Raw genomic sequence first — 20,888 nt, 5'->3', positions numbered from 1 at the left:
GCCTACGCCCCGGCGCAGCGCCGCACGGGCCAGGGAGACAGGACGACAGCATAGCATGGCCAGATTACCGGCGCACATCCCCGCCACATGGCCTATATCGTCTCAAAGAGATGCGCGACGGCCACAGCTTGGTCTACGGAGGGGATCTTGCCGCAGAGCACGATGCGCGGGCGGCGCAGCTCGGCGGCGGTGCGCTGGGCCTCGGGGCTGAAGCGGCCGCCCATGGCCAGCAGGTAGCCGATGGGCACTTGCGAGAGGCGCAGCCGCTCGGCGAGATCTTGCACGTCGGACGCGCTGATCAGCGGGCGCTGCTGCGCCAGGACAAGCACGCGCCCCTCGGCGGACTCGGCCACGATCAACCAGCGATTCGTGCGCAGCTGATCGATGTGGATCAGCTGGTAGCCGGCCTCGCGAACCAGATTGGAGAGGTTGGTGGATGCCGAGATCATGCCGTACCTCCGTGTGCAGTGGCCATGTCTGGGTGGGGAGCCAGTGGCCGCCGCTCTTCGTGGACGCATGGCATCATCGGGGGGAGGGCGTCGGGTGAGATGGGGATATGTCACACGTACAGGGTGTCGGGCGAGCTAGAGCGACGATAGTTCGCCGATAAAAGTATACCACAGGTTAAACAGCCCCCACGCAGCACCTCCTACATGCTAGCCGCGCTAGGTATACTGATCGCGCGGTACTATCGCGCTATAGGTCACGCCGCAGGAGGACACTATACTGGGAGGAGCGGCGGCCGCCAGCGCAGCCGGCCGGTATCATCGATCAGCAAAGCAAGGGGAAGGGCATGCGCGTCCTGCTCGATCAGAAGTCCTATGAGGAGATGCTCGCCCGCGATCTGCACTCACGCGACTGCTACGTGCGGGGCACCGAGTACCTGCACCACCTCTACATCGATGGCGTGAAATACACCGTGGCCAGGGCGGTCTACGCCTGCATGAAGGAGGCGCAGCAGCGCGATGACACCGACGCCCTGCTCCACCTGACGATGCACATACAAGATCTCGAGCAGCTGATCCAGGAGGCGCGCAGCCGGGGCGAGCAGGTGGCCGGCCTGCGGGTGCTGGGCGACCCGCCGCCCACCGAGGACGAGGCCCACCCCCAGCTGCGCAACAGCTTCACCCCGCCGGTGCCCCATGTGCTTGAGGAGACCGGCCTCAACCGCACCTTCGTCACCGAGCACTTCCTGCGCATCCTCTACAACAAGGGCCGTGTGACCGGCAGCGAGATGGCCGAGCATATGGCCCTGTTCTACGCCATCGTCGAGCCGATCATCACCGATCTGCGCAAGCTTGAGCATATCGACATCATCGGGCAGCGCGGCTTCGGCGATGTGAACTACGAGTATGTGCTCACCCCGCGCGGCATGGAGGCGGCCCAGGCCGCCCTCGGCAAGACCCAGTACGCCGGCCCCTGCCCGGTGCCGATCGACCGCTGGATCGAGTCGGTTAAGACCCAGACGGTGAAGAACGTCAAGGTGACGCGCAAGAACATCCGCGAGGCATTCCAGGGCCTGGTGATCGACGAGTCGATCCTGAACATGGTCGGCCCGGCCGTGAACTCCGGCTCCTCGGTGATGCTCTTCGGCTACCCCGGCAACGGCAAGACCACCATCGCCGAGCGGATCACCCACCTGATGGGCGACGATGTCTTCATCCCGCACACTGTCTACGCTGACGGCGCGGTGATCAAGATGTACGATGCGATCGTCCACGAGCCGCCGCGCAATAAGCTGCCCGAGGACATCGAGTACGACCGGCGCTGGATCCGGATCAGCCGGCCGGTGGTGGTGGTGGGCGGCGAGCTGACCCTGGAGCAGCTCAACCTGATCTACAACACCACCTCGAAGATCTATGAGGCGCCCTTCCAGATGAAGGCCAACTGCGGGATCTTCCTGATCGACGACTTCGGCCGCCAGCAGGTGCGCGTCTTCGACCTGCTCAACCGCTGGATCGTGCCGCTGGAGAAGCGCTACGATTACCTGAACACCGTCACCGGACAGAAGATGCAGATCCCCTTCGACCAGCTGATTATGTTTAGCACCAACCTGGACCCGAAGGATCTGGGCGACGATGCGCTGCTGCGGCGCATCAAGTTCAAGTTCGAGATCATCGACCCGACCGAGGCGCAGTACCGCGAGATCTGGAAGATCATGTGCAAGGTGCGCAAGATTCCCTACGAGGAGCGCGGCGTCGACTACCTGATCAACAAGTGGTACAAGCCCGACGACCGGCCCTTCCGCATGTGCCAGCCCCGCGACATCATCGACCAGATGCTCTCGATCGCCAAGTACAATATGGAGACGCCCACGCTCACCGCCGACCTGCTCGACGCGGCATGTCTGACCTACTTCCCCAGCAAGGATAAGAAGAACTTTGGCGCGAAGGTGCGGCTCGATCTCTGAGGCACTGAGGCACTGAGACACTGAGACACTGAGACACTGAGGCACTGAGGCACTGAGGCACTGAGATAGCGTCTCAGTGCCTCAGTGTTCCTTGTGATGTTACAGACAGATTTGCTATCGCTTCAAGATCGCAGAGGTCTTATACCAATAGTAAAAGCTCTCACTTCGCGTCAGGGCGGGCTACAGTAGACACAGGCAGCAGCGCACACCTTTTGTGCATGTTCGACAAGCGATTCGCTTTACGATATAATTCGTTCACATTAACCGGTAACGAACGCACCTCAACGCCACACACGACTCATTCTAGAAAGCGATACGGATGTCATGCCCGCGTGGTGTGCTGGGTGCCCCCCGATGCGACACCCCGCTTGCGTGTGCCTTGAAGGAAGGAAGCGAAGATGACAGGGGTCCTGACGCTCTACCGCTCGTCGATTGGCAAAAAGGTGATCATGGCCGTCACCGGGGTGATCCTGGTGGGCTTTCTGGTCGTCCACATGTACGGCAACACGAAGATGTTCTACGGGCCACAGGTATTTAACGACTACGCGGCGGGCCTGCGCGACCTGGGGCACCCGGTCTTTGGGCACGAGCACCTGCTGTGGGTGATGCGCGTGCTGCTGCTGGCCTCGGTGGTGGGGCATATCTGGTCGGCCACGATGCTGACGATGCAGAGCCAGAAGAGCGCCTACGCCCACGGGGTGACGAAGGTTAAGCGCTACGGCCAGAAGCAGCGCCGCACGGGCTACGCGGCCTACACGATGCGCTTCGGCGGTGTGGTGATCTTCCTATTTATCATCTTCCACCTGCTGCACTTCACCTTCGGCGTGGTGGGCTACGGCGCGGGCCAGTACATCGGCGAGCAGGGCGGGGTCTACAACGCCTACAACAATGTGGTGCTCGGCTTCATGCACCCGCTGGTGTCGGGCTTCTACATCCTGGCGATGCTTGCCCTGGGGCTGCACCTGTTCCACGGCGTGTGGAGCGCCTTCCAGACCCTGGGGCTGAACAACGAGAAGTACACCGGCACCTGGCGCGCGGTGGCCGGGCTGGTGACGGCGATCATCATCGTGCCGAACATCTTCTTCCCGATCGCGGTGATGAGCGGGATCGTGCATCTGTAGGGCTGCGGCCTGATATGCTAGATATGAGGCGTAAGGGCGCAGCAGCGCCGCGCTGCTGCGCCCCGACACCGAAGTGGAGCTTCTATGAGCGAGACAAAGTCTGAGAAATCCGCCCCGGCGCGCAGCGATGTGCGCCAGGTTGAGTTTGTGAGCGGGCTGGACGCGCACGCGCCCAGCGGCCCGATCGAGCAGCGCTGGGACAAGCACCGCTTCGAGATGAAGCTGGTGAACCCGGCCAACCGCCGGCGCTACACCGTGATCGTGGTGGGCTCGGGGCTGGCCGGCGGGGCGGCCGCGGCGAGCCTGGGCGAGATGGGCTACAACGTCAAGTGCTTCTTCTACCAGGATAGCCCGCGCCGCGCCCACAGCATCGCGGCCCAGGGCGGCATCAACGCCTCGAAGAACTACCGCAACGATGGCGACAGCGTGTTCCGCCTGTTCTACGACACGGTGAAGGGCGGCGACTTCCGCGCCCGCGAGAGCAACGTCTACCGGCTGGCCCAGGTCTCGGGGAGCATCATCGACCAGTGCGTGGCCCAGGGCGTGCCCTTCGCCCGCGAGTACGGCGGCTACCTCGACAACCGCTCCTTCGGCGGGGCTCAGGTGAGCCGCACCTTCTACGCCCGCGGCCAGACGGGCCAGCAGCTGCTGCTCGGGGCCTACCAGGCGCTCTCACGCCAGGCCGCCGCCGGCACGGTGAAGCTGTTCCCGCGCACGGAGATGCTCGACCTGGTGGTGGTGGATGGCCGGGCGCGCGGGATCATCACCCGCGACATGGTCACGGGCAAGGTCGAGCGCCACGTGGCCGACGCGGTGGTGCTGGCCACCGGCGGCTATGGCAACGTCTTCTACCTGAGCACCAACGCCAAGGGGTGTAACACCACGGCCACATGGCGCGCGCACCGCAAGGGCGCCTTCTTCGCCAACCCCTGCTACACGCAGATCCACCCGACCTGCATCCCGGTCAGCGGCGACCACCAGAGCAAGCTGACGCTGATGAGCGAGTCGCTGCGCAACGATGGTCGGATCTGGGTGCCCAAGAAGGCGGGCGACACGCGCAGCCCGAAGGATATCCCCGAGCGGGAGCGCGAGTACTACCTGGAGGAGCGCTACCCGAGCTTCGGCAACCTGGTGCCGCGCGACGTGGCCTCGCGCAACGCCAAGCAGGTCTGCGACGCGGGCCGCGGCGTCGGCCCGGGCGGCCTGGGCGTCTACCTGGACTTCTCGGACGCGATCGGGCGCCTTGGCAAGAAGGTGATCGCCGAGCGCTACGGCAACCTGTTCGACATGTACAAGCAGATCACCGGCGAGGACCCCTACGAGGTGCCGATGCGGATCTACCCGGCCATCCACTACACCATGGGCGGCCTGTGGGTGGACTACAACCTCCAGAGCACCATCCCCGGCCTGTTTGTGGGCGGCGAGGCGAACTTCTCGGACCACGGCGCGAACCGGCTGGGGGCCTCGGCCCTGATGCAGGGGCTGGCCGACGGCTACTTTGTGCTGCCCTACACCCTGGGCAACTACCTGGCCCAGATCAAGCCCGACGGCATGGGCACCGACCGGCCCGAGTTCGCCATGGCCGAGGCGGAGGTGAACGGCCGGGTGCGGAAGCTGCTGAGCATCAACGGCTCCCGCACGGTGGACTCGTTCCACCGCGAGCTGGGCAAGCTGGTGTGGGACGAGTGCGGCATGGGCCGTAACGACGCCGGCCTGCGCCGGGCGCTGGCCCGCATCCCCGCGCTGCGCGAGGAGTTCTGGCAGAATGTGAAGGTGCTCGGCGAGAACGAGGAGATGAACCAGTCGCTGGAGAAGGCCGGCCGGGTGGCCGACTTCCTCGAGCTGGCTGAGCTGATGTGCATCGACGCCCTGCACCGCACCGAGTCCTGCGGCGGCCACTTCCGCGAGGAGAGCCAGACCGAGGACGGCGAGGCCAAGCGCGACGACGCGAACTTCTCGTATGTGGCGGCGTGGGCCTACAGCGGCGACCTGGCGAGGCCGCAGCTGAACAAAGAGCCCCTGGAGTTCGAGTACGTCCACCCGAGCCAGCGAAGCTATAAGTAATTGTAGATTGCAGATTGCAGATTGCAGATTGGCCGCAATCTGCAATCTGCAATCTGCAATCTACAATCTGCAATTGGGAGCGATAGCGACATGAAGCTGACCCTAAATGTCTGGCGACAGAAGAACGGCGCGGCGCCGGGGGCGTTCAAGACCTACGAGGCGCCCCACGTGAGCCCGGATATGTCGTTCCTGGAGATGCTGGACGTAGTCAACGAGGATCTGATCCTCAGGGGCGAGGACCCGATCGCCTTCGACCACGACTGCCGCGAGGGCATCTGCGGGATGTGCTCGCTGATGATCAACGGCGCGGCCCACGGCCCGGTGCGCGGCGTCACCGCCTGCCAGCTGCACATGCGCAGCTTCAAGGACGGCGACACGATCACGATCGAGCCCTGGCGGGCCGAGCCCTTCCCGATCATCAAGGACCTGGCGACGAACCGCAGCGCCTTCGACCGGATCATCCAGTCGGGCGGGTTCATCAGCGCCTCGACCGGCTCGGCGCCGGACGCGAACGGGGTGCAGGTGCCGAAGAACTTCGCCGACCTGGCGATGGACGCGGCGGCCTGCATCGGCTGCGGGGCCTGCGTGGCGGCATGCCCGAACGCCTCGGCGATGCTGTTCGCGGGCGCGAAGATCGCGCACCTGGGCTTCCTGCCGCAGGGCCAGGCCGAGCGCTCGCAGCGGGCGATCAACATGGTCTCGCAGATGGACGCCGAGGGCTTCGGCAGCTGCACGAACATCGGCGAGTGCTCGGCGGTCTGCCCGAAGGAGATCAGCCTGGACGTGATCGCGCGCATGAACCGCGACCTGATCGCGGCCTCGCTGAAGGGCGTGGAGCCGACGGGGGTGGTGGCGGTGCCCGCCACGTAGGGGCGGCCACCGCCGCTGGGGGTGTGGGGGCGCGAAGCGCCCCCACACCTTTTTTATGCTGCTGCGAGTTGACGGCGAAGCCGTCAACTCGCAGCAGCATCCTGTTTGGGGTGCAACCCCTACAGCCGGGCGGCTGCCTCCAGCACCGCCAGGGTCTCCTCGGCCACCCGGCGGTAGGAGAACTGGGCGGCGCGGGCCAGCCCCTGGGCGCGCAGGTCGGCGCTGAGTCGGGCGTCGCCGAGGACGCGGCCGAGCGCGGCGGCCCAGCCGAGGACATCGTCGGGGGGGACGCGCAGGGCGGCCGGGCCGACCACCTCGGGCAGGCTGCTGGCGTCGCTGACGACGACCGGGGCGCCGCAGGCCATGGCCTCCAGAGGCGGCAGGCCGAAGCCCTCGTAGCGCGAGGGGAAGGCGAAGGCGGCGCAGGCCTGGTAGAGCAGCGGGCCGTCCTCGGCGGGCACGTCGATCCGGCGCACGGCATGGCCGAGCTCCAGGTCGATGATCAGGGCGTCGAGGTCGGGGAAGAGCCGCCGGTCCTTGCCGAGGGCGCGCCCGGCGATAGCCAGGCTGGCCGTGCCGCCGCGCCCGCGCATCAGGGCGAGGGCGTGCAGCAGCACAGGTATGTTCTTGCGGGCGTCGAGGCCGCCCACGTAGTAGATGAACGGCCCGTCGAGGCCGTAGCGCCGGGCGACCTCCTCGCGGGCGGCGGCCGGGTCGCCGGGGCCGTACTGGTCGCCGGCGGCGAGCAGCACCGAGGTGACGCGGCGGGGCGGCAGGCCCAGCCGGGCGACGATGTCGTCGCGGCTGGCGCTGGAGAAGGTGAGCACGTGGGCGCTGCCGCGCACCGCCCGGCGCGCGAGGCGCATGTAGGCCCGCACGTGGGGGCCGCCGCGGTACTCGGGCAGCAGCAGCGGGATGATGTCGCCCACGGTGGTGACGACCGGCACCGCCGAGCGCAGGGGCGGGGCGAAGTAGGGCACAAGCAGCACCGCCGGGCCGAGGTGGCGGGCCAGGCGGCGGGCCGCGCGCGGCAGGGCCACCTGCTCGAAGCAGAGCTTCGCCAGGTTCTTGCTGACCTTGTCGAAGGGCGTGCGCACGATGACAGACGACACGCCGGGCGGCAGGGCCGGGCCGGGGCCGCCGACGGCGGGGCGCAGCAACATATAGCGGTGCTGTGGGGCGACCTGGGGGAGCCAGCGCAGCAGCCCGTGGAGATACTGGCCGCTGCCGACGTTCGGCTGGCCCCAGAAGGTTCCATTGATCAGCACCTGCACGTTACGTGCTCCTGCGGCAGCGGCGGCGAACTCCGCGCAATAGTACCATAAAGTTTCTGGCCGAAGGCGTGGGCAGGCTTGTCACACGCACATGCTAGAATTCGACCTATGAGCCACAATGCTGCAACCGAACCCACCCTCACGACGCCGCCCGGCCCCATATCACACCGCACATGGGCGGCGATCTACAATGCGCTGCCGCTCTGGGCGCTGCTGCTCACGATCGCCCTGACCAATTACCCGCAGCTCAGCCGCGACCTGTGGACTGACGAGGCGTATGGAAGAACGAGGAGACCCCGCCGATCTACTTCGTGAGCACATGGGCCTGGGCGCACATATTCGGTCGCAGCGAAGCGGCGACCCGCGGCTTCTCAGTGCTGTGCGGGGCGCTCGCAGCGGCGGTGTTCGCCAACCTCGTGCGGCGCCGCCTGGCCCCAGCCGAGGCGATTGTGGCAACCAGCGTCTTTCTCCTGGCGCCGCTGCTCCAGTACTATCTGGCTGAGGCCCGCGGCTACACGCTGACCCTGCTGCTGACAGCGATCTGCATCGAGGCGTTTGAGCAGCTCTGGGAGCAGCCCGATCGCCGCTCGGCATACATCATCTACGGAGCGATCACGGGCGCATTGTTTCTCACCTCGTACTTCGGGGCGGTTATGATCGGCGCCCACTGGCTGCTCTGGCTCGCCAGGCTGCGCGGGCCGGGGCGGAAGCGGCGCATCATCGGCTGGATGATCGCCCAGGCGATCATCGCCGCATGCCTCGCCCCGTGGCTGACCAGCCTGCTCTACCAGCTGCGCGCCGCTGATGTAATGACCCAGCATAGCCCGATCACCCCCAGCACGATCAGCACCCTCGCCGGGACGGCAATGCTCGGCTACCCGCTGGTTGCGCCGCTCACCCTGGCCTGGGGCATCCCGGCGACCATCGGCTGGGTGCTGGCCGCCGTCGGGCTACGCCTGCCCGCCACCCCAGCCGCCCAGGGCCGCCTGCTGAGCCTGCGCACCCTCGGGCTGCCGCTGCTGAGCCTGGCGGCACTGGTTGTGGTGACCCATGCGATACACCCGCGCTACACGATCACGCTGCTGCCGGGGATCGCGGTCGCGGTCGCGGTGGGCTATAGCGAGCTGCGCCGCAGCCTGCCACGTCTGGCCTTCGCCCTGCTGGCCCTGCTGATCGCCGGAATGCTGCTGAGCCGGGGGCTCAGACAGATGCAGCCGGTCGAGCAGTTCTGGCCGGAGCTGACCGCGATTGTGGCCGAGCAGGCCCGGACCGAAGAGGATGTGGTGCTCTTTATGCCGCCCTGGGATCAGCGCGTCTTCGAGTACTACTATGCCGGGCCGGCGCTGCCCCTGATCGGCGCCCACCACTACGACGACTTTTATTACATTCAGGGCCACGACATCAAAACAACCTGGACACAAGATGGCGCGGTGGCAGTGACAGGCGGCTACCGGCGGGTGTGGTACTTCGCTAACTCGCGCCATTGGGAGGGCCAGCCGCTCACACTGCCCTATCGACAGATCGGCCACTGGCAGAAGGAGTGGCTTGAGCTATCGCTCTACGAGGTGCCTGTGCCCTAGCGCAACCTCTCAAGTTCGCAGGAAATTGGGCGCTTCTATGCCAAGCGGACACCCTCACCGTGCGCGGTGTCGTTGTGGGCAACAAAGACCCTACACGTTACACAAGGTTTCAGGCGGCAGGTGGCAGGTGGCAGGATTTGCGCATTGGGATGCCTTACGCTATGCCAAACTGTAAAGCTCTCTGGAACCTTGTCTTAGGGGGAGAGGCTGGGGGTAGGGCGACTTTGCCTCCGCCATGGTAGTCGTACCCGTATGCTACCATTGAGGCATGCACCACAAAACGCTCGCACCGCCACCCATACCCCCACACCCGAGCGCCGCACGCGCGGCGATCATCCGCCTGCTGCCGCTCTGGGGCCTGCTGCTCATGCTCGCCCTGGTGAGCTACCCACAGCTCAGCCGCGATCTGTGGACAGACGAGGCGTATACGCTGAGCTACACCTCCCACCCCACCCTCGGCGCGCTGCTCGACGATGTGCGGAAGAACGAGGAGACCCCGCCCATCTACTTCGTGAGCGTCTGGCTCTGGTCCCGCGTATTTGGCGACAGCGAGGTGTCGATCCGCGCGCTATCGATGCTCTATGGCGCGGGGGCCATCCTGGGCATGGCCGAATATGTCAGGCGGCGGCTGGAGCCCGAGGAGGCGGCCGTGGCCGCCCTCGTCATGGCCGCCGCCCCCCTGCTCCAGAGCTATATGCTTGAGGCCCGGGGATATACCATGACGGTGCTGCTCACGGTGGCATGCGTCGTGGCGTTCGAGCGGCTCTACGCGCAGCCCGAGAGCCGGCGGGCGCAGCTGACCTACGCCCTCAGCGCGGCAGCGCTCCTGCTCACCTCGTACTTCAGCGTGGCGCTGCTGGCGGCGCACTGGCTGATCTCGCTCTCGCTCCTGCGCGCGCCGTCCACCCGCCGGGGCCGCCTGGCCGGGTGGGCGCTCGTCCATCTGATCATCGCGGCATGTGCGCTCCCCTGGCTGCCCTCGCTGCGCTACCAGATGCTCGTCGCGCCAGCGGTGACCGCCAACTGGAGCGGCGGCCCGCGCGACTATTACTTTATGGCCTTCGGCTCGCTGATGGGCAACGTGCGGCCGGGCGCCTGGCTCGTCGTCTGGCTGGCGGCGGCGGCGGCGGGCTTCACGCTGATGCTCGCCGCCGCGCTGGGCCGGCGGGCGGCGGGCGGGATCGCCCTGCGCGCGCTGGCTCTGCCCGCCGCCACGCTGATGCTGATGGTCGTGATGCTCCATGTCGTGGCGACGCGCTATATGATCGTGATCCTGCCCGGCTCCGCTATCGCCGCCGGAGTCGGGTTCGCCGCCCTGCGCGGGCGCCGGCCCTGGCTGGCCTGGACGCTGCTGGCCCTGCTGGTGGGCGGGGGGCTGCTCGTGCGTGTCGCCGCGGAGCCCTCCGACCCGATGGGCGCGTGGGGCCGGCTGAGCGATCGGGTGGCCGCCGAGGCCGACCCGGCAGACGACTTGGTGATCTTCTACCCGCCCTGGGACCAGCGCATCTTCGAGTACTACTACAGCGGCCCAGAGCTGCCGATGGCCGGCGCCCATCACTATGACGACTTCTACTACAGCCAGGGCCACGCGCTTCGGCAGACGTGGACCCTGCCCGAGGCTCTGGCAGCGATCGCGGGCCACCGCCGGGTGTGGGTGTTCTACGACCAGCTGCACCACCAGGTGCCGCCGGTGCGGCTGCCTTACCGCCAGATCGGCCACTGGCAGGAAGGCAAGCTGGAGCTATTCCTCTACGAGGTGACGCCGCCCTGATCGGCGGCCCGCCGGGCGGCCCACGCGGCACGCAGAGCGAGTATAATCCTCCTGCGTGTTTTTGTTTCAGACGAGCAGCAATCATGAGCGACAGCATCCTCCCACGAATCGCCCGCGAGCTAGGGCTGGGCGTATCACAGATAGAGCGCACCGCCGCCCTGCTGGACGACGGCAACACGGTGCCCTTCATCACCCGCTACCGCAAGGAGGCCACCGGCGGCCTCGATGAGGAGCAGATACGCCAGCTGGCCGAGCGCCTGGCGTATCTGCGCGGCCTGGAGGCCCGGCGGGCCGAGGTGCGGGCGGCCCTGGAGCAGGGCGGCCACCTGACGCCCGAGCTGGATCAGGCGCTCGCCGGCGCCGAGACGCTCCAGACGATCGAGGATATCTACCTGCCCTTCCGGCCGAAGCGGCGCACGCGCGCCCAGGCCGCCCGCGAGCTGGGGCTGCAGCCGCTGGCCGAGCTGCTGCTGGCCCGCCGGGCCGGCGGCGGCCCCGACGAGGTCTGCGCGCCCTTCCTGGGCGAGCATGTGCCCGACACGGCGGCGGCCCTGGCCGGCGCCCGCGACATCGTGGCCGAGACGGTGGCCGAGACGGCCAGCGTGCGCCAGGCCGTGCGCGAGGCGGTGCGCCGCACGGCCAACCTGCGCGTGGCCCGCAAGGAGGGCGCCGCCGACGAGAAGGGCACCTACCAGGCCTACTACGAGTTCAGCCAGCCGCTCAAGGCCCTGCCGCCCTACCGCGTCCTGGCGATCAACCGCGGCGAGCGCGAGGGCGTGCTCTCGCTCGACATCGAGTCGAGCCAGGAGGCCTTCATCGGCTCGCTCCAGCGGCGCTACGCCCCCGGCCAGAGCTGGGCGGACGGCGAGGTGCGCGCCGCCGTGGCCGACGGCTTCAAGCGCCTGCTGGCCCCGGCCATCGAGCGCGACCTGCGCGCCGAGCTGACGGCCGCCGCCGAGCAGCACGCCCTGGTGATCTTCGCCGCCAACTTGCGCGGCCTGCTGCTCCAGCCGCCCCTGCGCGGCCGGGTGGTGATGGGCGTGGACCCGGGCTTCCGCACCGGCTGCAAGCTGGCCGTCGTCGATGCGACCGGCAAGTACGTCGAGGGCGCGCTGATCTACCTGCACCAGGCCGACCGGGCCAAGGAGACCCTGCGCACGCTCTGCCAGCGCCGCGGCGTCCAGGTGATCGCCATCGGCAACGGCACCGCCAGCCGCGAGACCGAGGCGCTGGTGGCTGAGGTGATTCGCATGAAGGATGAAGGCGGAAGGATGAAGGATGAAGGCCGGGCATCTGAGCGCGCGGATTCATCCTTCATCCTTTATCCTTCATCCTTACAGTACACCATCGTCAGCGAGGCCGGGGCCTCGGTCTACTCGGCCTCGCCGGTGGCCCGCGAGGAGTTCCCCGACCTGGACGCCACCGAGCGCGGGAATATCTCGATCGCCCGCCGCCTGCAGGACCCGCTGGCCGAGCTGGTGAAGATCGACCCGAAGGCGCTGGGCGTGGGGCTCTACCAGCACGATGTAGATCAGAAGGCGCTGGCCGCGCGCCTGGGCGATGTGGTGGAGAGCGCGGTGAACTATGTCGGCGTGGATCTGAACACCGCCTCGGCGCCGCTGCTGACCTACGTGGCCGGGCTGAACACCAAGGTGGCCAAGGCGGTGGTGGCCCACCGCGATGGCAACGGCCCCTTCCGCGCCCGCAAGGAGCTGCTGAAGGTGAAGGGCCTCGGCCCGAAGGCCTTCGAGCAGGCGGCCGGCTTCCTGCGCATCCCCGACGCGCCCGAGCCGCTCGACCGCACCGCCATCCACCCCGAGAGCTACCCGGCCGCCCGCAAGCTGCTCGACCTGTTCGACGGCGATGGCGGCAGCCCGCTGCCCGAGGTGGCGGCGCGCATCCGCGCGGCCATCCGCGCCGGCGAGGCCAGCCTCGCCGACCTGGCCGAGCTGACGGGGGCGGGCGAGCTGACCCTGGCCGATATCATCGAGTACATGGCCCGGCCCGGCCGCGACCCGCGCGAGGAGCTGCCGCCGCCCCTGCTGCGCGCCGATGTGCTCAAGCTGGAGGACCTGGCCCCCGGCATGTGGCTCAAGGGCACCGTGCGCAATGTGGTGGACTTCGGCGCCTTCGTGGACATCGGCGTCAAGCAGGACGGCCTGGTCCACGTCTCGGAGCTGTCCGGGCACTTTGTCAAAAACCCGCTCGATGTGGTACAGGTGGGCGACCAGGTGGACGTGCGGGTGCTGAGCGTGGATGCGGCCCGCGGCCGGATCGCCCTGAGCATGCGGAAGTAGCTGCGGCAGGGCATGTGCAACGTCCTGAGCGCCCCCCGGCTGGCGACTGAAGTCGTGCCGGAGCGGCGCTGCGCGCCGGGCGTCGGCCTGCGCCGACGCCGGAACCGCCCGCGACGGCGGGCGGTCGGCCGCAGGCCCCCGCGCTGCGACTTCAGTCGCCAGCCGGGGGGCGCTCACCGCATGGTGTCGTCGCCCTGTCTACGCATCGAGCGGCAGCGTGGCCCGCAGCGTGACGCCGCCGCTATCGCTCTCGAAGACGGCGAGCTGCCCTTCGAGCTCGGCCAGGCGATAGCGCACGGCCCGCAGGGCGTGCATGCCGGGCCGCTCATAGGTGCCGTCGAGCAGGCCGACGCCATCGTCCTGCACGGTGAGCGTGACGGCCTGCGGCTCAAAGGAGATCGTGATCAGGGCGCTGCTCGCGTGGGAGTGCTGGTGGATGTTCAGCAGCGCCTCGTGGGCGGCGCGCAGGAGCACGCTGTGCTGGGCGCCGGTGAGCGGGCGCACGACGCCCAGGGTGATCAGGCGCATCTCCGCGCTGCCGTGGCTCCCGAGGTTCAGCGCCATCAGATCGACCGCCGCGGGGAATGAGAGGCTCTCGCCCGGGGCCGGGTCGTAGATCGCGTGACGGGCCGACTCGGAGCGCGGGGCGGGCAGCATCTGCGACGACGAGCGCTGCTGGGGGCCAAGCTCGCCCGTCCGCACCGTCACATCGCGGCGCAGGTCTGCGAAGGCGCTCGCCCGCAGCGCCGGATCGCCGCTGGCCTCGGTGGATGGCGGCCGCGATCCCGCGAGATTCTGCCAGAGATCAGCCAGCGTGCCGGTGCGCTCGACGCGCCCAGGGAGGCGGCCAAGCAGCGCCCAGACACCGATAAACCCGAGGGGCGCGACCGCCCGCAGGGCCAGGTGCGCGCCGCTGACATCGCCGCCGGACAGCATGTTCAGCACCAGGAGGCCGCCAATGTCGAGGAAGGTGAACGCCAGGCCGACGACAAGCGCCTCGACCCAGTCATCCTGGAGCGCGAGAAGCACCAGCGAGCCCAGGGCGTAGGGCAGATATGGCAGCGCGCCGCCCCCGCTCAGCCAGACCACCCCCAGGCTCGCCAGGACATCGACCAGCATCACCCATGGCCTGCGTCGGGCCAGCCGCACATAGCTGGAGGTGATCGCCGTCAGCACCAGCGTGATCAGCGCCACCAGCAGAAGGATGATCACATCGTGGAGCGTGGGCGATCCAGCGCTGCCGAAAAAAATCATTGATATGGCAGCGAGCAGACAGGCAAACCAACGATACCCAGAGTACGCGGTGTCGTCATTCCAGCGGATGCGCCACTTATCGAATGATAGCTTCACGGCGCGCCTCTTCGCAGGCTCGGAGCTGATGAACTGGGGACGGCAAAGCGCCACTGACAGTTGGGGGCTGGCTACAGTTTAGCAGAAAGGGAGGCCAACAGCAACCTGGTAGCTGAGGATCGGCGTATTGACTCTGCGCCAGTTCGATGGGATAATGCCAACCCAGGCGACTACTACCACACTTCGTACACAGCCTGCGCATGCGCAGGCTGTTTTTTCGTCTCTGCCAGATACCGAGCGGAAGGGGACAGCATGGACGATCAGCGCGTATTGGCTCTCTATGATCTTCAGAGCCGGATCATGAGCCTCAAGCTGCTGCCGCGCACGGGCTGGCTCCAGCGCGGCATGCGCGATGTTGAGAGCATCGCCGAGCACACCTTCGCCGTCGCGACCCTGGCGATGCTCGTCGGCGACCAGCTGCCGGGGATCGACCGCGGCCGGCTGCTGGCGATCGCGCTGCTCCACGACATCGCCGAGGCGCTGATCGGCGACCTGCCGGCCTCGGCGCGGCGGCTCTTCGGCGCCGAGGCCAAGCGCGCCGCCGAGCGGCGCGCGATGGTCGAGATGTTCGCCGAGATGCCCCAGCTCGACGAGTACCTTGCGCTCTGGGACGAGTACTGCGCGGGCGGGTCGCGGGAGGCGCGCCTGGTGAAGGCGCTGGACCATCTGGAGATGCTGGCCCAGGCCCTGGCCTACGAGCAGGCCGGCAGCCGCGCGCTTGGCGAGTTCTGGGAGGATGCGGGCGATAAGCTCAGCGAGTTTCCTCTGGTGCGCGCCCTGGCCGACCGGCTCTACGCCGAGCGGGAGAAGCTGATGGGGGCGGTGAGCCGGTAGTGTTGAGTGTTGAGTGTTGAGTGCCAGCACTCAACACTCAACACTCAACACTCAACACTACATCTCCTCCCGGTCTGCGGCGGCGTCCAGGTCGAGGATGGGGTCGATGGCCTGGTACTCCTTGATCACAAAGTGGCGGGCCGACCGCAGGTCCACCAGGGTCTGGGCGGCATGCTCGGTGGCGCGCAGGATGCGCTCCAGGCTGGCGCGCACCTCGGGGTCGGACAGCTCCTCCTGGAGCAGCTGGGTCTCGCCCATGATCACGGTGAGATGCTGGCTGATATGGTGGGCGGCGGCGCGGGCGGTGGCGCGCATGGCCTCCTCGTGGGCGCGCAGCAGCTCGATCTCACGGGCCGACTGGCGCAGCCGGTAGTGCTCGGCGGCCCGGCGGATCGCGTTGCGCAGCAGGTCGTTGTTGATCGGCTTGGTGAGGTAGTCGAAGGCGCCCAGGCGCAGGGCCTTGACCGCGGTGGCGATCGTGTCGCTGGCCGTCGTGACGATCACCAGGGGGCTGGAGGGAGACTGGCTCAGCTGCTGGAGCACATCGAAGCCGCTCCCGTCGGGCAGGCCCAGGTCGAGCAGCACGACGATCGGGCGCTCCTGCTCAAGCTGGGCGCGCGCCTCGGCCACGCTGCGCGCCATCAGCAGCGTGTAGCCATCTCGGCGCAGCATCGCGCTGAGCAGGATCTGTAAGACGACGTCATCCTCAATCAGAAGAAGCTGCTCCGACATACTGGTACTGCTCCCCTGATATGCCTCATCGTTCAAGCTGGCCGACGACGGCAGCCGTCTACCCGTCGGAGGGCAGGCGCTGGCATGACGGGCAGTAGAAGGTGCTGCGCTGGGCGATGACGACGCGTGTGATCGGCTCGCCGCAGCGCTCGCACGGCTGGCCCTCCCGATCGTAGACCCGGAAGTGATCCTGGTTCTGGCCGCGCTCGCCGTAGCTGTTGCGGTAGTTGCGCAGCGAGCTGCCCTGGTTGGCGATGGCCTCCTCGAGCACCTGGCGGATGGCGGCGTGCAGGGCGGGCACCCGCTCGGGCGGCGTGTCTCCGGCGGGGATGAGCGGGTGCAGCCGGGCCATCCACAGGGCCTCGCTGGCGTAGATGTTGCCGATCCCGGCGATGGCGGCCTGGTCGAGCAGCAGGGGCTTGAGCTTGGTGCGGCGGCCGGCCAGGATGCGGCCGAGGTGCTCGGCGCTAAATGTGTCGCCCAGGGGCTCGGGGCCGTGGGCGGCGTCCAGCAGGGCCAGGCCATCCGGCCCGAGCAGGCGCACCCGGCCGAACTTGCGCTGGTCCTCGAAGAAGATCCTCCGGCCGTCGTCCAGGGCCAGCACCAGGTGCGTGTGGGCGTCGGGCGCACCCTCGGGGCCGCGCACGATCAGGTTGCCCGACATGCGCAGGTGGACGGCCAGCGTCCACCCGGCGTCGAGGGTGGCCAGGAGCCACTTGGCCCGCCGCCCGACGGCCAGCACCTCGCGCCCGACGATCAGGGCGCGGAAGTCGGGCAGGTCGGGCGTCTCGACCATGCGCTCCCAGTCCAGCTTCTCGATCGCCGCGATCCGCCGGCCCACCACCTGGGGCGCCAGGGATCGCGCGACGGTCTCTACCTCGGGTAGCTCAGGCATACACGTCTCCGTAGGGGCGCAGCAGCGGATGGGCGCGGAGCGCCCATCCGCTGCTGCGCCTCTACCTCCATTCGGCATCCCCATCGGCCCAGTGCTCTTTCTTCCAGATCGGGGCGACCTCTTTGATCCGGTCCATGATATAGGCGGCGGCGGCGAAGGCGGCCTGGCGGTGGGGCGCGGCCACCACCACCAGCACGGCGGTCTCGCCGATCTCCAGGCGGCCGACGCGGTGGTGGACGGCGACCCGGCCGATCGTCCAGCGCTCGCGGGCCTCGTCGGCGAGCTGGGCGAGGACGGGGGCGGCCATCTCGGCGTAGGCCTCGTAGCTCAGGCGGGCGGTGGCCCGGCCGCCAAAGTTGTTGCGGGCCACCCCGGCGAAGCTGACGACCGCGCCGTCATCGGGGGTCTGCACATAGGCCGCGAGCGGCGCCGGGTCGAGCGGCGCGGCGCTGATCAGGAATGGCGCGAAGTCCCCATCGCCCTCGGGCGCGCCGCCGCTGACCGGCGGGATGAAGGCGACCTCGTCGCCGTCGGCCAGGGGGCTGCCGGGGCCGGCGAACTCCTGGTTGATAGCGTAGAGCAGGCGGCCGGTGTAGCCGGCGAGCCGGGGGTGCTCTGCCGTCAGCCGCTCCCAGACCTGGCCCAGGGTGGCGCCAGCCTCTATTTGCATATCCTGTGCCGAGCGCCCGACGATGTCGCGGTGCCCGGCGAAGAACCTGATGTGGATGGTGATCATCGCAAACCCTTTGGAAAGAGGATAGGTTCAGGGAGGGCTATGCCCTCCCTGAACCTATCCCTTTTTAGAACCCGGCGCTGAGGCCGCCGTCTACGGTGTAGACGCCGCCGGTGATGAAGCTGGCCCGCGGGCCGGCGAGGAAGAGCACCATGTCGGCGACCTCCTCGGGGGTGCCGGGGCGGCCGAGGGGCTGCCGGGCGACGGGGCGCAGCGGGTGCTCGACCGAACCAGGGCAGACGCAGTTGACCCGGATGCCCTCGGCGGCGTAGTCGAGGGCCATGCCCCGGCTGAGCGCGATCACGCCGCCCTTGCCGGCCGCGTAGGCCGACCAGCCCGGCTCGGCGAGCAGGCCGTGGATCGCGGCGACGTTGACGATTACCCCGCCGCCGTGTCGGCGCATCTCGGGCAGCACAAAGCGCGACATCAGGTAGACGCCGGTGAGGTTGACGGACAGCATGGCTGCCCACGCGTCCAGCGGGGTGCTCTCGACGGTGCCGGGGACCTCGCTGCTGGCGCAGTTCACCAGGATATCGACCCCCCCGAGGGCCGACACCGTCTCGGCGGCGATGCGGGCGGCGTCGGCCTCGCTCGACACATCGGCGACGACAGCCATAGCCCGGCCGCCCCATAAGCCGATCCCTTCCGCGAGCGCCCGCGCCGCCAGCCCATCCACATCGGCGATGACGACGGCGGCGCCGTCGCGGGCGAGGGCCAGCGACACGGCGCGCCCGATCCCCTGCGCGCCCCCGGTGACAATCGCCACCTTGCTCTGAAAGTCCATGCTGCCTCTCTGGCTCGTGTGATTGCAGATTGCAGATTGCAGATTGCAGATTGGAAGCGCCTACGGCGCTCTCTGCCAAGGGCAATAGGCAATATGCTCCAGGAGGCTATTGTACCAACTTTTCGGGGTCGCTACGCGCGGGGGGGCGTCTGTGATCAGGGCTGCTGCACTGTCGCTGGCGGCTCCGGCGTCGGCGCAGGCCGACGCCCGGCGCAACGCGCCCCGCCGGCGCGACTTCCCGTCGCCAGCCGTGAGTCGCTCAGGACATTGCAACAGCCCTGCATCTGCTCTACTGCCCCTCGGCGGCGGCGAGAACAAAGAGCGCGCCCTGGGCGGCCAGGGTCTCCGCGTCCAGGGGCCGCAGCGACTCGATCACCGCGACCAGCTCGGCGCGCGAGAAGCCGTAGGCGTCGATCAGCATGCGGGCGCTCAGATCGCCGGGGTCGAGGGAGCCGGCGGGGGCGAGGCGCTGGAGGATCGCCCGGTAGCTGCGGGCGCGGCCCGGCTCCAGCCGGGCCAGCCAGAGGTCGAGGGTTAGATCCTCGGCGGTGTCGATCCGGCTGGCGGTGTTAAAGCGCAGGATGAGCCGGCGGTCGGGGCCGAGGTAGACGAGGGTCTGGGGCGCGCTCTGGCCGCGGGCGACGGACGAGGGCCAGATCAGCAGGGCGCGGTCGACGCCGGCCGGCGGCGTCGCGGGCAGCCAGATCGCGGGCTGCTGAGCCGCCAGGAGCTGGGCCGGGTCGCCCAGGCTGGCGGCGCTGATCAGCGGCACGGCCGGGTCGGCGCTGCGGTAGAGGCGGGCGTCGGGGAACTCGCCGATCCCGTTCCAGGCCTGGCCGATGTCGAAGGGCGAGCCGGCGGCGGCGGCGCCGCCGAAGCTCTCCTCTACGATCAGCCGCCAGGTGACGCGGCTGGTCTGCGTGCCGCCGGCGGGGCCGGCCAGCTCGGTGGCGCTGCGCAGGCGGCCGTCGGCGAGGTCGAGGGCCAGCAGCACGGTGACGCGCTCGGCCGTGGCGCCGGGGGCGTCGGCGGGGCGGCCCATCGGGCTGACCCCAGAGAAGCTGAGGATCTGCACGGTGCGGTCGCCGTCGCGCTGCCGCCCGAGCACACGCAGGTCCTCGGCGGCCTGGGCCTGGCGCAGGTAGAAGGGCGGGATGTCCCAGACCCCATAGGTGATGCGGTCGGCGAGTGCGCGAGACTGGGCGGGGGCCTCGGCGATCTCGCTGATCAGGGCGGGCTGATCCTGGGTGGCGCTGACGGGCAGGCTGCCGTAGAGCGAGCGGGCGTAGAGGGCGTCGAGGGCGTAGTAGAGCCGGTCGGTGCCGTTGCCGAGCTGCAGCTCGTAGGGCGCGCCGCCGTCGGCGTGGGCGATCTGGAGGCGGTGGCGGGCCGGGTTGCTGCGGTCGAGCCAGATGTCGGCGCGCAGCGGGGCCACCGTAGTGTTGTCGAAGTACCAGAAGGTCTGGTAGCGGGCGTGCCAGATCGGGCTGGGGCCATCGGGCGGGCGGGCGTGGATGTCGAGGGCGCGGCTGATCAGGGCCTGGGGGTCGGCCGGCGCGGCGTCCTCGCGGTTCACGATGGTGACAGGCTGTCGGGTGATGCCGGGGAGCACCAGGGCGGCGACGATCAGCAGGACGGCCAGGGGCGGCAGCACAAAGCGCAGCCGGGGGCCGAGGCGGCGGGCCGGGCGGGCCATGGCCAGCAGGCGGGCCTCCAGCGGCGCGGGCAGGCTGCGGTCGCGCAGGGCGGCGCGCAGGGCCGTCTCGACGGCCTGGCTCAGGTCGCCCCAGGCTAGGTCAAAGGCGCGGCAGTGGGAGCAGCCGGCCAGGTGGCCGCGGATGGCCGGGGCGTGGCGCAGGCGTCCGGCCGGGTCGACCAGGGCGTCGCGCACGGCCAGGCAGTGGTCGCCGCTGGTGCGGTCGGTGAGCGAGATCCCGGCGGCGGGGGCGACGGCGCGCATGGCGGCGATCAGGTCGGCGCGGGCGGAGGGCTCCTCGGCGGCGGTGATGCGGGCCAGGCGGGCGACATCGTAGCCCTGGATGAGGTGCAGGCCGACGGCGAGGCGCTGGCCGAGCGGCAGGCTGAAGAGGCTGCGGTAGATCGGCGGCAGGTCGGCGGCCGGGCGGGCGGCGCCGCGCTGCCGGCCCGCCTGCCTCGCCTCCTGGGCGCGGGC

17 protein-coding genes are annotated in these 20,888 nt (G+C 68.9%); 9 read left to right on the top strand and 8 right to left on the bottom strand.

Annotated elements, in window-relative coordinates; translation table 11 throughout:
* Positions 1–92: 92 nt before the first annotated feature.
* Positions 93–449: a hypothetical protein gene (locus K2Z83_RS13960; protein WP_220595797.1), complete on the bottom strand. Its 357-nt coding sequence runs from the start codon at positions 447–449 to the stop codon at positions 93–95.
* 344 nt (positions 450–793) lie between these two features.
* Between K2Z83_RS13960 and K2Z83_RS13955 the strand changes: the two genes are divergently transcribed.
* The 4 genes from K2Z83_RS13955 to K2Z83_RS13940 all read left to right on the top strand — a co-directional run bounded on the left by K2Z83_RS13955 (position 794) and on the right by K2Z83_RS13940 (position 6,465).
* Positions 794–2,410 (top strand): ATP-binding protein, encoded by a 1,617-nt coding sequence (locus K2Z83_RS13955; RefSeq protein WP_220595796.1) that lies wholly within the window; start codon positions 794–796, stop codon positions 2,408–2,410.
* 398 nt (positions 2,411–2,808) lie between these two features.
* Positions 2,809–3,531 carry a succinate dehydrogenase cytochrome b subunit gene (locus K2Z83_RS13950; protein WP_220595795.1) on the top strand — a complete coding sequence of 241 codons (723 nt, stop codon included), beginning with the start codon at positions 2,809–2,811 and terminating at the stop codon, positions 3,529–3,531.
* Between the two features lie 84 nt (positions 3,532–3,615).
* Entirely contained in the window at positions 3,616–5,595 is a 1,980-nt protein-coding gene (locus tag K2Z83_RS13945; RefSeq protein ID WP_220595794.1) for a fumarate reductase/succinate dehydrogenase flavoprotein subunit, read from the top strand.
* Positions 5,596–5,685: 90 nt separating this feature from the next.
* A complete protein-coding gene (locus K2Z83_RS13940; protein ID WP_220595793.1) occupies positions 5,686–6,465 on the top strand; it encodes a succinate dehydrogenase/fumarate reductase iron-sulfur subunit in 780 nt (259 codons plus the stop codon).
* Positions 6,466–6,584: 119 nt separating this feature from the next.
* Here K2Z83_RS13940 and K2Z83_RS13935 read toward each other — a convergent pair whose 3' ends face one another.
* Entirely contained in the window at positions 6,585–7,739 is a 1,155-nt protein-coding gene (locus tag K2Z83_RS13935; protein WP_220595792.1) for a glycosyltransferase family 1 protein, read from the bottom strand.
* A gap of 108 nt (positions 7,740–7,847) precedes the next feature.
* Here K2Z83_RS13935 and K2Z83_RS13930 point away from each other — a divergent pair, with 108 nt between their 5' ends.
* From K2Z83_RS13930 to K2Z83_RS13915, 4 genes are all read left to right on the top strand, one after another.
* Entirely contained in the window at positions 7,848–8,054 is a 207-nt protein-coding gene (locus tag K2Z83_RS13930; protein WP_220595791.1) for a hypothetical protein, read from the top strand.
* Positions 8,051–9,319 (top strand): glycosyltransferase family 39 protein, encoded by a 1,269-nt coding sequence (locus K2Z83_RS13925; protein WP_220595790.1) that lies wholly within the window; start codon positions 8,051–8,053, stop codon positions 9,317–9,319. Before K2Z83_RS13930 ends, K2Z83_RS13925 begins: the two co-directional genes overlap by 4 nt.
* 268 nt (positions 9,320–9,587) lie before the next feature.
* Entirely contained in the window at positions 9,588–11,090 is a 1,503-nt protein-coding gene (locus K2Z83_RS13920; RefSeq protein ID WP_220595789.1) for a glycosyltransferase family 39 protein, read from the top strand.
* A gap of 83 nt (positions 11,091–11,173) precedes the next feature.
* Positions 11,174–13,387 (top strand): Tex family protein, encoded by a 2,214-nt coding sequence (locus K2Z83_RS13915; protein WP_220595788.1) that lies wholly within the window; start codon positions 11,174–11,176, stop codon positions 13,385–13,387.
* Between the two features lie 198 nt (positions 13,388–13,585).
* On the opposite strand, the gene K2Z83_RS13910 is transcribed toward K2Z83_RS13915, so the two are convergent.
* On the bottom strand, positions 13,586–14,641 hold the full coding sequence (locus tag K2Z83_RS13910) for a sensor histidine kinase (protein ID WP_220595787.1): 1,056 nt from the start codon (positions 14,639–14,641) through the stop codon (positions 13,586–13,588).
* Between the two features lie 348 nt (positions 14,642–14,989).
* Between K2Z83_RS13910 and K2Z83_RS13905 the strand changes: the two genes are divergently transcribed.
* Complete coding sequence (locus tag K2Z83_RS13905; protein ID WP_220595786.1) at positions 14,990–15,571, top strand: HD family hydrolase; 582 nt, start codon at positions 14,990–14,992, stop codon at positions 15,569–15,571.
* A gap of 57 nt (positions 15,572–15,628) precedes the next feature.
* Here K2Z83_RS13905 and K2Z83_RS13900 read toward each other — a convergent pair whose 3' ends face one another.
* The 5 genes from K2Z83_RS13900 to K2Z83_RS13880 form a co-directional block, all read right to left on the bottom strand.
* Positions 15,629–16,303, bottom strand: a complete 675-nt coding sequence (locus K2Z83_RS13900; protein WP_220595785.1) for a response regulator — start codon at positions 16,301–16,303, stop codon at positions 15,629–15,631.
* Positions 16,304–16,361: 58 nt separating this feature from the next.
* A complete protein-coding gene (gene mutM / locus K2Z83_RS13895; RefSeq protein WP_220595784.1) occupies positions 16,362–17,198 on the bottom strand; it encodes a bifunctional DNA-formamidopyrimidine glycosylase/DNA-(apurinic or apyrimidinic site) lyase in 837 nt (278 codons plus the stop codon).
* 61 nt (positions 17,199–17,259) lie between these two features.
* A complete protein-coding gene (locus tag K2Z83_RS13890) occupies positions 17,260–17,934 on the bottom strand; it encodes a molybdenum cofactor biosynthesis protein MoaE (RefSeq protein ID WP_220595783.1) in 675 nt (224 codons plus the stop codon).
* Between the two features lie 64 nt (positions 17,935–17,998).
* Positions 17,999–18,715 carry an SDR family NAD(P)-dependent oxidoreductase gene (locus tag K2Z83_RS13885; protein ID WP_220595782.1) on the bottom strand — a complete coding sequence of 239 codons (717 nt, stop codon included), beginning with the start codon at positions 18,713–18,715 and terminating at the stop codon, positions 17,999–18,001.
* A gap of 289 nt (positions 18,716–19,004) precedes the next feature.
* The coding region (locus K2Z83_RS13880; protein ID WP_220595781.1) for an anti-sigma factor at positions 19,005–20,888 on the bottom strand (1,884 nt) is incomplete at its 5' end.

Origin of the sequence: Oscillochloris sp. ZM17-4, from assembly GCF_019599295.1 — a bacterium.
In the GTDB taxonomy this organism is placed as follows: Bacteria; Chloroflexota; Chloroflexia; order Chloroflexales; family Chloroflexaceae; genus Oscillochloris.
This window is presented reverse-complemented; position numbering and strand designations above follow the sequence as displayed.